Here is a 16,570-nt window from a genome sequence, read left to right on the forward strand (position 1 = left end):
AACCGATTCATCAGAATTAAGGCCTAACACTAAGCGGTCGCCAAGCGCGCGAGCTTTCTCAAGGTAACGAACATGGCCAGCATGCAAAATATCAAAGCAGCCGTTCGTGAATACAATTTTTTCGCCTGCGAGTTTGGCTAACTCAATGTGGCGAAGGGCTTCCTCTGTGGAATCGGCCTCTCGCGTTCCGCGTGAGTCGAAGAACACGCGATTTGCAATTTGGTATAGCTCTTCTGGCGTGACCGTTGCTGCGCCAAGTTTTGCAACGACGACGCCAGCAGCCAAGTTTGCAATTTGTGCAGCGTCATCGAGCGGTGTCCCAGCGGCCATCATGAGTGCTAGGGTACCGATCACTGTGTCTCCGGCGCCCGTAACATCGGCGACCTCGCGCACTCGCGTTGGCATATCATGTTTGCTATCTGGGGTGAGTACCGACATACCCTGTTCACTACGTGTTAACAGGATCGCGTCGATGCCTGCATTCGTCATCAGCTGTTTCGCTGAGGCATGAATCGCTTCCTCTGATCCGGTTTCACCCCCTGCGGCAATAAACTCTTTCAGGTTTGGTGTAATAACGTGAGCGCCTCGGTAAACGCTTAGATCGCTGGATTTTGGATCGACTAAGATCGTTTTTCCTCGAGCTCTTGCTTCACTAATCATTTCTGTCACGAAACGCAGTGAGCCTTTGTTGTAATCAGAGAATATGACAAAGTCGTACTGATCTAACTCTGCCTTGAAGCGCTCCATGAGCGTTAAGGCATGTTTTTCTTCAAAAGGATCTTCAAAGTCGAGGCGCACCACCTGTTGGTGACGACTAATCACGCGCAGTTTTGTGATTGTTGGCTGTTCGCTTTGTCGAATTAGTTGTGATGAGACTTTGTCTTTAGCAAGCATGCTTTCAAGGCGATCGGCATTTTCATCGTTGCCAATCAAGCCCATAAGAGACACCTTTCCATCCAGGTGAGCGATGTTTCTGGCAACATTTGCAGCGCCGCCAATGCGGTCTTCCAGATCGTTTATTTTGACAACAGGAACCGGTGCTTCAGGAGAAATTCGCTGAGAATCGCCTTGCCAATACCGATCGAGCATCACATCGCCAACAACAAGAATATTCAAGTCAGAGAGGTGGTCGAACACAGAGATATCAAACATGAAAAGTTAAACGCCAAACAATGAGAGGAATAAGTCGATAGCTTAGCGCAAAAGTGCCACTGCTTACAGTTTTGACCTTGTCTGAGAGCCTTTGGTCGTTGATCGTTATTTTAGCGCTTGTTGTTCTTGGTATGTTTGGTTGCTGAACTCTTCGAGCGGGTAGCTTTGTGTATACATGCCAGCTTTGGCAGGTGGCATTCTTAGCATGGGTACCCCAGCTTTCGCCAGCTCTACGGTTTGTATCAGATAGGGGCCGGGCTCGTCGCTGTCTCGAATCATCAGACCAAAATAGGTGAGCGGAATCCAGTGCTCGCCCGTGCTTAAACTATCGGAAAATTGTGCGCTGCCAACGGGGCTGTTACTGCTCGTGTAGAGTGAGGCTCGGACGTAGAATCTGGCAGGCTCGGCGACGTTGACTTCTATTTCAAATAGTAGATCGCCCTTTGTTGTGATGTGCTCGCGATATTCGCCTGTTAACTCAATGATCGGTGGGGAGATGACAAAGCTAACCGCTTCAGAAAGCGCCTTATGATCGCTCGCTATCAGGGCTTTGTAGATGCCTGGTTGCCAGTTCTGCGTTTGTTCGGAGGCAAGTGTTAGCGAATAGGTTCCATCGTTGTCATTGTCTACTAGCTCGAACGTTCCAAGTGATAGCGACTCGTTGAGGTATAGCGCGCTCATCATTTTATTTTGTATGCCGCGGTTTGCGCCATCGTCTACACGAGCAGAGAGCTGAACTGACTCGCCTTGAAGTAGATACTTCTTATCGGACCATGCGGTTATTGATGCTGTCCCATCATTGCTTTCAGTCGTTCGCTCGTGCGTTTCATAGACCATTGAGACTGGATCGCGTTCTAAGCGATCAAAACGAACATTGTCACTTGGATAACGAGTGAACGTCTCGTGATCTTTCAAAACGGCTTCATGGAGCGCTGTCTTGTTCTTGATTGCGCGGATTTGTTCAATGGGTGACAGCGGGCTTGAGTGTGGTTGCTCCTCTTCTTGAGTCGAAGCTGTCTTTGGCATTGCTAGGGCTGCTGTTGGTCTTTTGAGAAGCGGCTTTTGGCTTGCCTTTGAGTTTTCTTGGGTGTTTTCTACTGTTTCAAAAGAAGTCGCCTGATCTGGTATTGCTGCCACCTCCGACTCATGAAAAAACGCGAGCAAGGCCAAGGCAACGACAGGAGGGACGACTAGAAGAACAAGGTTTCTTTTCATAAGGTCTATTATAAGGCTGCTATGAATGGATAGTGGTAGTGGCTTGGTGTGTTGTTGTAAGAACGAGGAGACGGTATCTCCTCGTTCTTAATCTAACTCTGCTTTCTGTAGGAAAAGCTTATAAACAAGAGTTTATTCTGCCAGCCATGCTGCGCCCATTGCCACATGTTATGCCGTCTTCAATGTTGGTGTAGCTAGGGTATTTGATCCCAGCGTTACGCTCTGCATCGTGGTCTGTGTAAACGCTCGCCATATTGTAGGTGCGAGGTGTGCCTTTGTTCGAATCATTGCAGCGGAAGATAGGGCTGCCGTATTGAATTCCTAAGAAGTAATTGTAGTCGTTCAAATCACTTTCGAGATGGCGTTTGCCCGAACCGGCACAGCTCATTTGAGATGCTAGGTTAATGTAGCCATCGTCTTCGCCTTCAATAAGTGCTGAGCTTGCTCCTTCGAAACCAGGAAAGCCTTTATAGCCACCCATAACGTAAACAGGAGCCGCTAGGTTTGAGCCGATGTAGTTTTTTACTGCGTATGAGTCAAACGTTTGCAGCCAAGCGACGCTTTGGTTGCAGTCTTGACCTAGGAATGCCGCGTTGATCAAGCTGTCTAGCCAGTTACCATTGCAAACGCGGTCGGCACCCTCGGTGCCTGTGATTGCGCCGCCCAGCGTAAAGATGCCTGCAATACCAGAGATAGCAGCATTGAAGTCCACGCTTACACCCGAGCTTGCGGTGTAGGCAGTGTTGTAGTTTGGTGATCCAGGTAGTGCGTTTCCAGCGATGTACATCATCTCTGTTGCGCCTTGGCTATGACTTACAACCCAAAACGTGTCATTTGCAGCGCACTGTGTGTTCGCTTCAGGATGAATGTAGCCGTCACCGTAGCCCTGACGAATAGAAATGATTTGGCGGGCGATTTCGCCTGCTGTCTCATCGCGCCACCAAGGGTAGCCAGCCTCATCTGTCGAGTTGTAGCCAACGACCGCATAGTTGTCGCTTGAACCTGAGATTAATTCAGTGATTGCACTGTTGCCAGCATATTCGCTGAAGTTGTAGCTACTCCAGTAATCAAGTGCTGGCTGATTGGTGCCAGACTTGATTGTGCCGTTTGTACCATGGCCATGTACCATGATGTAGCAGTTGTCTGCCATCGCTTGTGCTGTGCCAAATGCGAGTGCAGAGCCGAGTAAGAGTCGGGTTATAAACCCTGTTTTCTTGTTTTTTTGAGACATTTTTCAGGCCCTTGGGTGGGTGGATTTTGTTGTTATTGTGCGTCCTGCTTCGGTTTAGGCCGATGTACTGCTGGGGGTTCCATAAGCTGGATGATTATTCTTGGAGAAGAACTCGTTGACCATGCCTGAAGAGGACAAACTCTTGGCCTCTCAGGTCAATTTGATGCGTTCTTTTGCTGATATTCCTTAGGTGATACGCCTTCCCAGCGCTTGAAGGCGCGGCTGAAAGAGCTTGCATCGTTATAGCCAAGGGTGATCGCTATTTCCTGTATTGTTCTTTTATTGGCGTTAAGTAAATCCTTCGCAGTCGCTCGACGTTGCTCGTCTACAAGTGATTGGAAGCTATGGCCATTTTGCTGTAAGTGACGTCTTAGGCTTCTGGATGACATACAAAGCTGTGTGGCCGTTGCATCCAGGCATACCGTGCTAAACGCGTTCTTTCTGATTAGCGCTCTGGTTCGAGATACAATGTCGTTAGCGGTTAGGTTATGGATATGATCTTGCGCCTTTTTGTCGTTATGTCTGGCAAGTTCTGGATTTGAGAAAATGAGCTTTCTTGTCAGCAAACTCTTCGGGAGCAAAACTCTATTTTTGGGTTGTTTGAACCGGACGGTGTCAGAAAAAAAATCGCCATAATGATAACCCCTCTCGGGTTGAGCGTAGCTGAACTCAAAAATCAGCGGGATGTTCTTTTCACCCAGACAGAAGCATCCGAATGAATACAATATGGCATATAGGTATTCAATATAGAATGGAAGTGTTGGGCCAAATTCAATATGCGGAACGATGCTGAATTCACCCCATTGATCCGTTATCTCAAAGCAAAGATCGAACTGATTTGTCCAGAGTTTGTAGTACTCACTGAGAAGCAGCATGCCCTCAAGGACGTTGTCGCAGCTCATCACTCTACTAGCAAGCAAACTGTCATGGTTTATGAAGTCTTGCTCTCCAAGTTTGGCTCCAAAGCTTGTATCTGGTGCATGTTTAAAGGCATTGACCAAAAGTTGTTGGTGCTGATAAGCATTCAGTTCGATGTCTCTGCGTATCAAGTCTCCGGGGTTTAAATCGGTGTTGTGCAGGAGGTCAGGCAGCTCAACACCCTGCCGAGTCAAAAGCTTGATTAGCGGTTTTATTTGCTTGATGTTCAGCGATATAGCTTTCGGCTTAGGTTTTACAAAGCCTGCTCGATCTTCAATGTTGCATACAAGAGACATAGTTCTGGTGCCGGCTGGTGAGCTTAGTCGTTAAACGATCTGCTAATTATTCTTAGAGAAGGTTAATGTACTTTGTTTGTCTGTTTTTTATTCATTAACAAGCAATAGAACAAAAAGCAGGTCACAAAAAAAGCGAACCCTAAGGTTCGCCTTTTCAATTTAACACTGATTTTTTAGGGAAAGACGAACTCACCTTTTACTGGGTAGTGATCAGATAGATCCCATCGGCCCCAATGTTCTGAAGCAGTGCTGCGTGGCAATAGCAATGTGTTGCTCGACGTTATTGGCACTACGTGCTCATTGGAGTAAAGAACATAGTCTAGGTACTCATTGTAGCTATCATCAGCATAAACGTTCACAGGTCCCGCGTAAGAGTACGGGTAATCGCCTAGTGCCATTGGTTCTGTTGCATTAAGAGCTGTCATGAGGTCGTTGCGTTCTTGGGGGAAGTTCACCTTATCGACGTTGAAATCGCCCGCATAAATGACCGGCTCGTCATGCGGGATATGCTTGCTGTCTTTAAAAGCTTTTAGTTCTGCTAAGTGCTCGAAGCGGTTGGCGATGTCTTCGGGTGTAGTATAGGCTCGAACGTGCGTACCGAATAAGTTGTAGGTTTTTCCTAGTTTGTTGATTCGAGCATAAACCGCACCTTTAGATGCTAGGCAGTCCTCACCAACGCAAGACTGGAACACGATGTTGTCTTCCACTTCGATTGGCCATTTTGAAGCGATAAATACGCCGCCATTAAGAATACGGCCTAGCTCAAACGGGATTTCAGTAAGGTAAGGGTATTCGCTAGAGATATGGTCGCGGAAGTAGTTAGACGAAGCTAAGTCGTGCGCTTCTTGAAATACGATTGCGTCGTAACCGGGGGTTACCATGTGCGCGATAGAGTGAAAACGATCGTAGGTGTTTTCAGCGGTAATTCCCGGTAGCAAACCCCAGATATTGTAGGTTAATACATTGAAGCTGTTGGCGCTAAGCTCGTCGCGCACTTGCGCTTCTAGGTTAGGCTGAATGATGTAGAGGAAGTCATCGCCAGATGCACGAGCGTAGCTTGCCTTGTATGCAAGTTTGGCGTTTTGGCCGTCAAAATTGATGTTTTGCTCGTAGATGTTGCGATCATCTTTCCAGCTATCGCCGTTCGCAGTGTGGTAGATGTTGCTGAAATTCCATGTGCCCTTAAGCTTTTGCTGAAGAGTAACGGAAGAAGTCTGACCTTGTACTGTCGTAGTAAACCAGTATTTCTTACCCCACTTTATGCCTTGGTCGCGGTTGAAGCGCAAAAACTTCACCGTACCCATTGGTGGCACTGATTGGGCAAGTTGCTCCCATTCGTCGCCGTGACTGATATTGTCATGGCCGGTTTGAATGGTGTTGAGAGTAAGAGGTTTAGTCGTGCTATTTGTTAGGTAAATATACGATTCAGCGAAACTAGAGCTCGCAAATGCCATGCATAGTAGCAAGGCCGAAATCAGGCGCGTTTTCATAGATCTTGTCCGGATTAAAATTGATAAAAAAGTCGTTTATTGGTTGGCCGCTATTGTTTATTCGGCTGCGGAGGATGCTAACAGTGTGGCGCTTGAGAAATTTGGAATGCAGTCATGCTTTAAAATTGTTGGCAGTATAAGTGTGTAAGTTGGCCTTTAATGCAAAGTAAGCTTTGTTTATAGGGGGGAGCTTTGACCATTTATGGAGAGCAATAAAAAAGCCCGCTCAATTGAGCGGGCTTTAATGAACAGCGTCGACTACGTTGTTTTACATGTTAGGGTAGTTTGGACCGCCGCCACCTTCTGGCGTTACCCATGTAATGTTCTGTGCGGGATCTTTGATATCACACGTTTTACAGTGAACACAGTTTTGGGCATTTATTTGAAATCGCTTGCTGCCATCTTCTTCACTTTCCACAACTTCATATACGCCGGCTGGGCAGTAGCGTTGAGCCGGTTCGTTATATTTTGGTAGGGTCTGTTGAATCGGAATGTCTTGATTAGACAAAACCAAATGGCACTTTTGATCTTCCTCGTGGTTTGTATTCGATAGGAATACCGAAGAAAGGCGATCAAAAGTGAGCGTGCCGTCTGGCTTGGGGTATTTGATTTCCTTGCACTCTGATGCAGGCTTTAATGTCGCATAGTCAGGCGTTGTATCACGGAACGTGATGGGTAAGCTGCGATGCAGGATGTTCTGCTCAAAGAATGCGATTGCGCCGCCGATTATATTGCCAAATTTGTGCATAGCTGGGCCAAAGTTCCGCTCATCATAGAGCTCTTTGTACAGCCAGCTGTTTTCAAACATTTTTGTGAAGTTTGTAAGCTCTTCTTTGCCTTCTGAACCGTTGTTTAGTGCTTCAAAAACTGCTTCTGCGCCAAGCATGCCTGACTTCATTGCGGTGTGCGAGCCTTTGATTTTAGAAGAGTTTAGTGTTCCTGCGTCGCAGCCGAGCAATAAGCCGCCCGGGAAGGTCATTTTTGGAAGTGCGTTGTAGCCGCCTTTTGAAATTGCGCGAGCGCCATAAGCAACGCGCTTGGCATCTTTAAGGTACTTTCCTATCTCAGGGTGGTGCTTGAGACGCTGAAATTCCTCAAATGGGCTTACATTCGGGTTTGAATAGGAAAGGTCTGTGATTAGGCCGACATATACTTGGTTGTTTTCTAGGTGGTACAAGAAAGAGCCGCCTGTTGAACCGCTTTCGTTTAGCGGCCATCCTGTCGTGTGGACGACTTTTCCAGGCTCGCTAAGTTCTGGATTAATATCCCAAAGCTCTTTGATACCGATGCCATAGTGTTGTGGATCTTTCCCGGCATCAAGGCTGAAGTTACTGATCAATGTTTTGCCAAGGTGGCCGCGGCAGCCTTCTGTAAATAGTGTGTACTTAGCAAGTAGTTCCATGCCAGGCATGTATGTATCTTTTTCTGTGCCGTCTGCACCAACACCCATGTCGCCAGTGAGAACTCCGCGAACGCTACCATCTTCGTTGTAAAGTACCTCGGATGCAGCGAAGCCGGGATAAACTTCAGCGCCTAGCCCTTCCGCTTGCTCTGCAAGCCATCGGCAAAGATTGCCCAGACTTATGATGTAGTTGCCTTCGTTGTGCATGTTTTTAGGTACGAACGCATTTGGTACTTTCGTTGCTTTATCCTGATCTCGAAGGATGAAAATATCATCACCTGTTACCGCCGTGTTAAGCGGGGCGCCAAGCTCTTTCCAGTTGGGAAACAGTTCATTAAGCGCCGTTGGCTCAAAAACAGTACCGGCAAGAATGTGTGCGCCAACTTCGGAGCCTTTTTCTACAACGCATACAGAAAGCTCTTTATCAGCTTCTTGTGCTAATTGAAGGATGCGGCAAGCGGCAGATAGGCCAGCGGGACCACCACCAACGATGAGTACGTCAAACTCCATTGATTCTCGTTCCACGTTCGGTCTCCTGTGTATTCAACTATGTTTTGCTACCCCGGGTTGGAGTAGCAGTAATATTTATGAGGCCCTAGATAACTTTGCTCTAGAGCCTGAGGTCAGATTGCGCGCGATTATACAGGCAAAATACGGCTAGCGCATTAATGAGTACGCTAAAATTCAAACAAGTGTTTGAATTTTACACAAAACTTGATCGGCTGCAAAAAAATATGGGAAAAACATCCAGAGAGCATAGAAAATCGTAGAAAGATGTACAGTTAGTAAACAAACTATTTTTGATGTTAATGATGGTCATACCGCCTAATTTTTAAGCAAGTATTGACCCTAATTTAGTTTATCGGCAGTATAATGCGCTCCGCGAAGTCGGGGTGTCACGGGCTTGGCCGCTTAAGTGATTGAAATCACTGGAGTATTGGTCGTTTTCACCCGTCTCTAGCATAAGTGGTTTTTCACTGTTTATGCCGTCAATTCATCAATTGTTAAGAATGAGGAATCTATGAAGGTTCTTGTCGCTGTCAAACGAGTTATTGACTACAACGTCAAAGTACGGGTTAAGGCCGACAATACAGATGTCGATCTTACTAATATCAAAATGGCAATGAACCCATTTTGTGAAATCGCAGTTGAAGAAGCTGTTCGTTTAAAAGAAAAAGGGATCGCAACGGAGATCGTTGTTGTTTCTATCGGCCCTAAAGTTGCTCAAGAGCAACTCCGGACTGCGCTCGCATTGGGTGCGGATCGCGGTATTCTGGTCGAAACTGAAGAACAGGTTCAATCTCTCCAAGCTGCTAAAATTTTGAAGGCGATTGTAGACGAAGAACAACCGCAATTGGTTATTCTTGGTAAGCAGTCTATCGATTCAGACAACAACCAAACGGGTCAAATGCTTGCTGCACTTGCTGGTATGGGTCAGGGCACTTTTGCCTCTGAGGTAGTTGTTGAAGGCGACAAGGTAAACGTGACTCGCGAGGTTGACGGCGGTCTGATGACGGTCGGTTTGAACCTTCCCGCTGTTGTGACAACAGACTTGCGATTGAACGAGCCGCGCTATGCATCGCTTCCGAATATTATGAAGGCAAAGAAAAAGCCTCTAGATACCAAATCTCCTGCAGATTTCGGTGTGGAATTGAACGCAAGCCTTACTACTTTGAAAGTAGAAGAGCCGCCTAAGCGTTCAGCGGGTATCAAGGTCGCAGACGTTGCTGAGCTTGTTGATAAACTGAAAAACGAAGCGAAGGTGATCTAAATGAGCATTTTAGTTATTGCAGATCATGACAACGGTAGTTTAAAGCCGGTCACTCTTAATGTACTTGCGGCTGCAGCTGCTATCGGTGGTGACATCGATGTTCTGGTTGCTGGAGAGGGTTGTGGTGCTGTGGCTGAAGCCGCAGCAAAAGCAGCAGGCGTTTCTAAAATACTTGTTGCCGATAACGCAGCATACGGACACCAGCTTGCTGAAAATCTTTCACTTTTGGTTGCTGACCTAGGTAAAGGTTATTCGCACATCCTTACATCTGCTGGCACAACTGGTAAGGACTTCCTTCCACGCGTTGCTGCACTTTTGGATGTTGCTCAGATCTCAGACATCATCAAAGTTGAGTCTGCTGACACGTTTGTTCGTCCTATCTACGCGGGTAATGCAATCGCGACAGTCCAATCTAGTGATGCGATCAAAGTAATCACGGTTCGTGGCACGGCGTTTGACCCAGTTGCTGCTGAGGGCGGAGCCGCTGCAGTAGAAGCAGTCGATAACGTCCAAGATGCAGGTGTTTCAACATTCGTTGGTGAAGAAATGGCTGAGTCAGATCGTCCTGAGCTAACTGCTGCAGAGATTGTTATCTCTGGTGGTCGAGGCATGCAGAACGGCGATAACTTCCAGATGCTTGAGAAAGTCGCTGACAAGCTTGGCGCAGCAATGGGCGCATCTCGTGCAGCTGTTGATGCAGGCTTCGTACCAAACGATATGCAGGTTGGTCAAACAGGTAAGATCGTTGCTCCTAACCTGTACATTGCTGTCGGCATCTCCGGTGCGATCCAGCACTTGGCAGGCATGTCAGGTTCTAAGGTGATTGTTGCGATCAACAAAGACGAAGAAGCACCGATTTTCCAAGTGGCTGACTATGGCCTTGTGGCAGATCTATTCGAAGCGGTTCCAGAATTGGAAGCAGCGCTTTAATTAGACTTCACGTTTTGTATAAGAGCCGGCCTCTGAAGAACAGGGTGCCGGTTTTTTTTTTTGCCAATTTCCCGCTTTTTGAGTTGATCTAAGAGCGCTTCCTTAATTTGTTTCGATGAAGCGCCTCTTGCCAAAACGAGTTTTATTCCAAGATCCACTTTTATGTTGCGCCCTTGTGGAAAAAGAAGCTGCGAAAACTAAAACCCGTTTGACATCGTTCTACATAAAAGGCTCTCATTTAGAGAGCATTCTAAAATAACAATATGCGAGACGAATATGGATTCTTCACCGGTTTTAACTGTTTTTCTGCCGGCTAGTCTAGGCATTATCATGCTTGGGCTCGGCCTATCTCTTTCTGTTCAAGATTTTACGCGTATATTTAAGATGCCTAAGCCTGTTTTGGTTGGCTTGTTTTGTCAGGCTTTTATCTTGCCGGCAGCATGTTTTGGCTTGGTGATAGCCTTTGGGTTAACGCCAGAGCTCGCCGTCGGACTGATGCTGCTTGCGGCCTCTCCCGGAGGTACGAGCGCGAACTTGTTCAGCCATCTAGCACACGGTGATGTGGCACTAAACGTCACTCTTACAGCAATAAATTCGGTATTGTGTATTGTTACTCTGCCCATTATTGTCAATTTGAGTTTGTATTACTTTATGGGGGCTGAGGGAAGCGTTGGTCTGCAGTTTGAAAAGGTACTGCAAGTATTCGCAATTGTCCTGATCCCGATTGGGATGGGTATGGCTATTCGGCGTGCTAAAAAAAGCTTTGCGGATGCGATGGAGACGCCGGTTAAAATCTTATCTGCTTTGTTTTTATTTCTTGTAATTATCATTGCGCTCACTGAAAGCTGGGAGCAATTCATTGAGTACTTTGCTTTGGTCGGTGCAGCTGCGTTAGCGTTCAACCTTATTAGCTTAGCTGTGGGTTATGGTGTGCCCCGGATGTTGAAGCTTGAATTGCGGCAAAGTATCGCGATTGGGATGGAGATTGGGGTACACAATGGGGCTCTCGCGATAGCGATCGCGCTTTCACCAACATTACTTAACAATGGCGTTATGGCAGCACCAGCAGCGATTTATGGCGTCATTATGTTTTTTACGGCTGCTGCGTTTGGAGTGATGATTAACCGAGTGCATGGTGCCAGTTTGCGCAAGGCCTAGTCGTTTTTCGCGTAGTTAAGACGTCATTTACGGACTCAGGCCAATAAAAAAAGGCTGCTCAGTTGAGCAGCCTTTTTGCTACGTTCATTTTTTTACAGGTCGTAGCCTTTCTCTTCGTGCATTGCGATGTCGAGACCGATGTATTCGTCCTCTTCATCAGCGCGCAAACCTGTGATGACATCAACCAGTTTTAAAATTATCCAAGTGACAATTGCCGTGTAGGCAATGGTGCTACCTATGCCAATCAGTTGAGCGGTCAACTGCTCACCGATTGTGTTATTGTCGCCACCAAAGCCGTACCCACTGAATGCGCCTAACTCTGTTGCTGCGAAAATACCAACTAAAAACGAGCCTAGAATTCCGCCAACACCGTGCACAGGAAAAACATCTAACGAGTCATCAATCTTAAGTTTTTGTTTGATGAACATGGTTGCGTAAAAGCAAACAACACCTGCGCTTAAGCCAATTACGATCGCCGCAGCTGGGCTAACTGAGCCGGATGCTGGAGTAATTGTCCCTAGACCCGCTACCATTCCTGTTACGATGCCGAGCACTGACGGTTTGCCAAACTTTCTCCATTCACAAGCCATCCAAGCAAGAGAGCCCATCGCTGCAGAAAGGTGGGTGGCGATTAATGCCATCGCTGCATTTTCGTCTGCTGCGAGCGCGCTACCTGCGTTGAAACCGAACCAGCCGACCCAAAGCATGCCAGCTCCAGTGACGGTCATTGTCATATTATGTGGAGGCATCGCGGTTTGGGGCCAGTTTTTACGATTCCCGATCACCAATGCTGCAACGAGCGCTGCAACGCCTGCTGTGATGTGTACAACAATACCGCCAGCGAAGTCGAGTACGCCGAGCTCGCTAAGCCATCCGCCACCCCACACCCAGTGACATACTGGTGCGTAAACAGCGAGCAACCAAATGCTGCTGAATAAAAGCATTGAGGAAAACTTCATCCGCTCGGCGAATGCGCCAACGATCAATGCCGGGGTGATGACGGCGAAGGTCATCTGAAATGCAGCGAACAAGCCCTCCGGGATGGTGCCGGCTAGAGAGTCTTTAGTGACCTGCGCCATGAATAGATTATCAATGCCTCCAACGAAAGGGCTGCCTTCGCTGAACGCCAAAGAGTATCCAATAACATACCAAAGCACTGACATTAAACAGGTTAGCGCAAAGCACTGCATCAACACAGATAGTACGTTTTTGTTACGTACAAGGCCTGCGTAGAAAAGAGAAAGACCAGGGATGGTCATAAATAATACAAGAGCTGTTGCGGTCAGAATCCAGGCCGTGTCTGCACCTGAAATGCCACCTTCCGCGTAGGCGAAACCTGGCATGAGCAACGTCACCAGAGTAAGAAGTTTTAACATGATAATTCCTGAGCGTGTTGTGTTCGTTTCTTATAATATTGCTTGAGCTTTATACGGCGTCGTTGCCGGTCTCGCCGGTACGAATTCGAATAGCCTGTTCCATATCGCTAACAAAAATTTTGCCATCGCCGATTTTACCGCTATTGGCAGAGTTGCATATTGCTTCGACGGCTTGATCAACAACATCGTCACTAACAACGAGCTCTAATTTTAATTTTGGTACGAAGTCGATGACATATTCTGCGCCACGATATAGTTCAGTATGGCCTTTCTGGCGGCCAAAGCCCTTTACTTCAGTAATTGTCATGCCGGCCAAACCGATATCAGTGAGTGCTGTGCGCACATCTTCTAACTTGAATGGCTTTATGATCGCTGTGATGAGTTTCATAAGGGGGACTCTCCGGGTGCAAACGAAAGATGTTTGCGGGTTAAAAAATTAGCATTATTGATTGTTATCTAACAGCCCTCTTCGGGGCAGTGCTAAGCTAATCAACTTACGCTCTCTTTTCAAGGTAAAACAAGAACATAGCAATGCTGCAGGTCAAACTTTCAACATTTTACTTTTTTTACTTCGCTTTACTTGGAGTGACCGCGCCGTATTTGAGCTTGTTTCTTGATTCGGAAGGCTTTTCGGCAGCGGAGATTGGACAGTTAACGGGTTTGTTAATGGCCACGAAGGTGTTGGCTCCCAATATCTGGGGAGCAATTGCTGATAAAACTCAGAAACGGCTAGTTCTAGTGCGTTTTGGGGCGCTTGCAACGCTGCTATCGTATGTCGGTTTTTTTATGGCGGAAGGCTTCTGGCAATATGCCTCTATGATTATTCTGTTTAGCTTTTTTTGGAATGCGGTGTTGCCTCAATTTGAAGTGATTACTTTGCACAGTCTTAAAGGAGAGACAAATCGTTATAGTTTAATCCGATTGTGGGGGTCTATTGGCTTTGTCGTAGCGGTTATCAGCTTGGGTTGGTTGTTGCAGGAATCCGGCATATCCGCGTTTGCTCCAAGCTTATTTGTGGTTATTTTTGCGATATTTTTGGCGAGCCTGTTCCACTTTGACGAGCCCAGCAAATGCATCTTGAAGGAGGGCGAGCCTTCAGTGCGCTTACTCGATGAGCTCAAGCTAGGCGGTGCTTACTTGTTCTTTGGTGTAAGTTTCTTACTACAACTTTCGCACGGGGCTTATTATTCTTACTACAGTTTGCACTTAGAAGCGCTCGGATATGAAAAGCTACAAATTGGAGCTTTGTGGGCGCTCGGCGTGATTGCTGAGATCGTGTTGTTTTCAGTGATGCATTATTGGCACAGAAGGCATTCCGTTAAGCTAATCATGGCGATCGCACTCTTCTTTAGTGGGGTGCGTTGGCTAATGATTGCGTATTTTAGTGATGTGATATGGATGCTTGTTGTTGCGCAAATACTCCATGCATTTTCCTTTGGGGCAATGCATGCGGCTTCAATTCATTATGTTCATCACCACTTCTCGATAGCAAACCAAGGAAGGGCACAGGCCATGTACAGTAGTCTTGGTTTTGGGCTTGGTGGTTCTCTAGGCGCCTTGCTTATGGCGAGCCTAGTAAATCAGCTTGGCTATGAAGGCTTATTTGCGGCTAGTGCAGGCATAGTATTTCTTGCATTTGCCTTGCTAAAGCCGATGCAGCAACCAAAGGGCATTTGACTATCCTGCGTAAACCCTCTGGCTTCGCCGTTCTCTGCTCTTTCTTTCAACTAACTGTTTGAAAAAAATCCAGTTTTAAATTGGTCGAAAATAAAATTAGTGTCTATGCTTTTCTTAATCGACCTAAACCGCCATCAGTACATGGGCGGCGGTCAGGTAGTTCGATAATAATATCGGTTTCCCTTGATCTCTTTTGTGCTCTTGCTCGAGCACATTAGTGAAACATCGCGATTTCCAGCGATTGAATAAATGGAGTAGCGTTCGATGACAAATAAAAAACAGTTGTCGCGACAGTTTCGTAAGTTGCCTTTGGCACTTGCCGTTGCGGCCTCCGTATCTACACCCGCTAGTGCTTTTCAGTTCTATGTAGGCGATTACGAAGCAAGCATTGATACCACGCTTACCGCTGGTGCTGGTTGGAGAATGGAAGATCCAGCCAACAATAATATTGGTGCGGGTAATGGCTATTGGGGTAATGACATTAATGCAGGCCAAGGCAAATACGGCGGCTTGGGAGCATCAATCAATAGTGATGATGGCAACCTGAATTTCGCAAAAGGTGACACGTACTCGGAAAGTATCAAGGGCAGCACAGACTTCTTGATTCAAGGTGACACTTTTGGCGCTTTCGCTCGTGCTCGTTACTATTATGACTTTGTGCTAGAGGATGAAAACTTTGCATCTGACGGTATCAACCCGCCTCGCCAACTGAGTAAAGATGGTAAAGACAATGCGTCTGGCATTGAGCTAATGGATGCTTATATCTTTGGTGATTTTTATCTTGGTGACATGCCTTTAAGTGTCAAACTTGGCAAGCAGGTGGTCAGTTGGGGTGAATCTACGTTTATCATTAATGGTATCAACGTTATCAACCCGGTTGACCTTCCAGCGTTTAGAGCGCCAGGATCAGAAATTAAAGACGCGTTGTTGCCTGTCAACATGCTCTATGGTTCATTAGGGTTGACGGACAATGTTGGCGTCGAAGCCTTTGTTCAGCTTGAGTACGACAAGACCAGAATCGATGACTGCGGCACTTTCTTCTCATCAAATGACTACGTTGCGGATGGCTGCGGCCCTGTTTATGTCGCTAACGACAAGAGTGATAGTGCAAACCAGCAAAGTGGTTTAACGATTGATCGAGAAGGCGACAAACTACCGCCAGATACTGACCAATACGGTGTCGCGGTTCGTTGGTATGTTCCAGAGCTAAATGATACTGAATTTGGTTTCTACCATATTCGATATCACAGTCGCTTTCCGAACGTAAGTGGTAAAAGCGGTTTGGCTCAGAACGACTTCTCGAATGCGGCGTATCAGACTGAATATGCTCAAGACATTAAGCTCTACGGTATTAGTTTCAACACCACGACGCCTGGCGGTGTCTCGCTCTCAGGTGAATACTCGTTCAAAGAGGACGCGCCGATTCAGTTCAACTCTCAGGATTTATTGTTTGGGGCGATCGGTAATGAATACTCTCCTGTTTTCCAGAATCGGGTTCCTGATGTGAATGGAGATGGTTTTGTTACGGATGCAGATGCGCAAGCATCGGGATTCTACGGAACAGATCAGCAGGGCTTTGATCGTTACAATATTTCGCAGCTTCAATTTACCGGTATTTCGTTTATTGATCAGACGATGGGCGCGAGCCGTTTAGCAATCGTTGGTGAAATTGGTGCAACCTACGTACATGATTTACCGGATGTAGATGAAATGCGCTACGGCCGTTACGATCAGGCTGGATTTGGTTTAACACCGGACTATCTTGGCGCAGGTGCGTTGAATGTGTGTTCTGCGCTAAATCCGTACGGCACATGTGACAAGGAAGGCTACACCACAGACTTCTCATGGGGTTATCGAGTGCGTGCTTCTTTGGTCTACAACGACGTGGCAGCAGGTGTAAACTTAACACCGACACTTTCTTTTGCTCATGATGTTGACGGTTATGCTCCTGGTC

Annotated in this window: 13 protein-coding genes; 5 read left to right on the plus strand and 8 right to left on the minus strand. The window is 46.8% G+C overall.

All coding sequences use genetic code 11. The annotated features are described in order from the left end of the window. The 6 genes from rfaE1 to A3751_RS17800 all read right to left on the minus strand — a co-directional run. The coding region (gene rfaE1, locus A3751_RS17775) for a D-glycero-beta-D-manno-heptose-7-phosphate kinase (RefSeq protein WP_068458349.1) at positions 1–1,152 on the minus strand (1,152 nt) is incomplete at its 3' end. A 105-nt stretch (positions 1,153–1,257) separates the two neighbouring features. Then, a complete protein-coding gene (locus A3751_RS17780; protein ID WP_068458351.1) occupies positions 1,258–2,367 on the minus strand; it encodes a hypothetical protein in 1,110 nt (369 codons plus the stop codon). 118 nt (positions 2,368–2,485) lie between these two features. Next, positions 2,486–3,598 (minus strand): hypothetical protein, encoded by a 1,113-nt coding sequence (locus A3751_RS17785; RefSeq protein WP_068458352.1) that lies wholly within the window; start codon positions 3,596–3,598, stop codon positions 2,486–2,488. 155 nt (positions 3,599–3,753) lie between these two features. Beyond that, entirely contained in the window at positions 3,754–4,812 is a 1,059-nt protein-coding gene (locus A3751_RS17790; RefSeq protein WP_068458354.1) for an AraC family transcriptional regulator, read from the minus strand. A 173-nt stretch (positions 4,813–4,985) separates the two neighbouring features. Further along, a complete protein-coding gene (locus A3751_RS17795) occupies positions 4,986–6,302 on the minus strand; it encodes a sphingomyelin phosphodiesterase (RefSeq protein WP_068458357.1) in 1,317 nt (438 codons plus the stop codon). 268 nt (positions 6,303–6,570) lie between these two features. Further along, positions 6,571–8,214 (minus strand): electron transfer flavoprotein-ubiquinone oxidoreductase, encoded by a 1,644-nt coding sequence (locus A3751_RS17800; protein WP_197466467.1) that lies wholly within the window; start codon positions 8,212–8,214, stop codon positions 6,571–6,573. A gap of 511 nt (positions 8,215–8,725) precedes the next feature. Here A3751_RS17800 and A3751_RS17805 point away from each other — a divergent pair. From A3751_RS17805 to A3751_RS17815, 3 genes are all read left to right on the plus strand, one after another. Then, positions 8,726–9,475: an electron transfer flavoprotein subunit beta/FixA family protein gene (locus A3751_RS17805; RefSeq protein ID WP_068458362.1), complete on the plus strand. Its 750-nt coding sequence runs from the start codon at positions 8,726–8,728 to the stop codon at positions 9,473–9,475. Beyond that, positions 9,476–10,405, plus strand: coding sequence for an electron transfer flavoprotein subunit alpha/FixB family protein (locus tag A3751_RS17810; protein ID WP_068458364.1), 930 nt, complete (start codon positions 9,476–9,478; stop codon positions 10,403–10,405). 276 nt (positions 10,406–10,681) lie between these two features. Beyond that, positions 10,682–11,563 (plus strand): bile acid:sodium symporter family protein, encoded by an 882-nt coding sequence (locus A3751_RS17815; protein WP_068458366.1) that lies wholly within the window; start codon positions 10,682–10,684, stop codon positions 11,561–11,563. A gap of 92 nt (positions 11,564–11,655) precedes the next feature. Here the strand turns inward: A3751_RS17815 and A3751_RS17820 are convergent, their stop codons facing one another. Together A3751_RS17820 and A3751_RS17825 are read right to left on the minus strand one after the other, a co-directional pair. Further along, positions 11,656–12,939 (minus strand): ammonium transporter, encoded by a 1,284-nt coding sequence (locus A3751_RS17820; protein WP_068458368.1) that lies wholly within the window; start codon positions 12,937–12,939, stop codon positions 11,656–11,658. A gap of 49 nt (positions 12,940–12,988) precedes the next feature. Next, a complete protein-coding gene (locus tag A3751_RS17825) occupies positions 12,989–13,327 on the minus strand; it encodes a P-II family nitrogen regulator (protein ID WP_068458369.1) in 339 nt (112 codons plus the stop codon). 143 nt (positions 13,328–13,470) lie between these two features. On the opposite strand from A3751_RS17825, the gene A3751_RS17830 reads away from it, so the two are divergent. Both A3751_RS17830 and A3751_RS17835 read left to right on the plus strand, forming a co-directional pair. Beyond that, positions 13,471–14,616, plus strand: coding sequence for an MFS transporter (locus tag A3751_RS17830; RefSeq protein ID WP_068458371.1), 1,146 nt, complete (start codon positions 13,471–13,473; stop codon positions 14,614–14,616). 264 nt (positions 14,617–14,880) lie between these two features. Next, on the plus strand, positions 14,881–16,570 hold a 1,690-nt coding region (locus tag A3751_RS17835; RefSeq protein ID WP_068458373.1), incomplete at its 3' end, for a DUF1302 domain-containing protein.

Source organism: Oleiphilus sp. HI0080, from assembly GCF_001635135.1.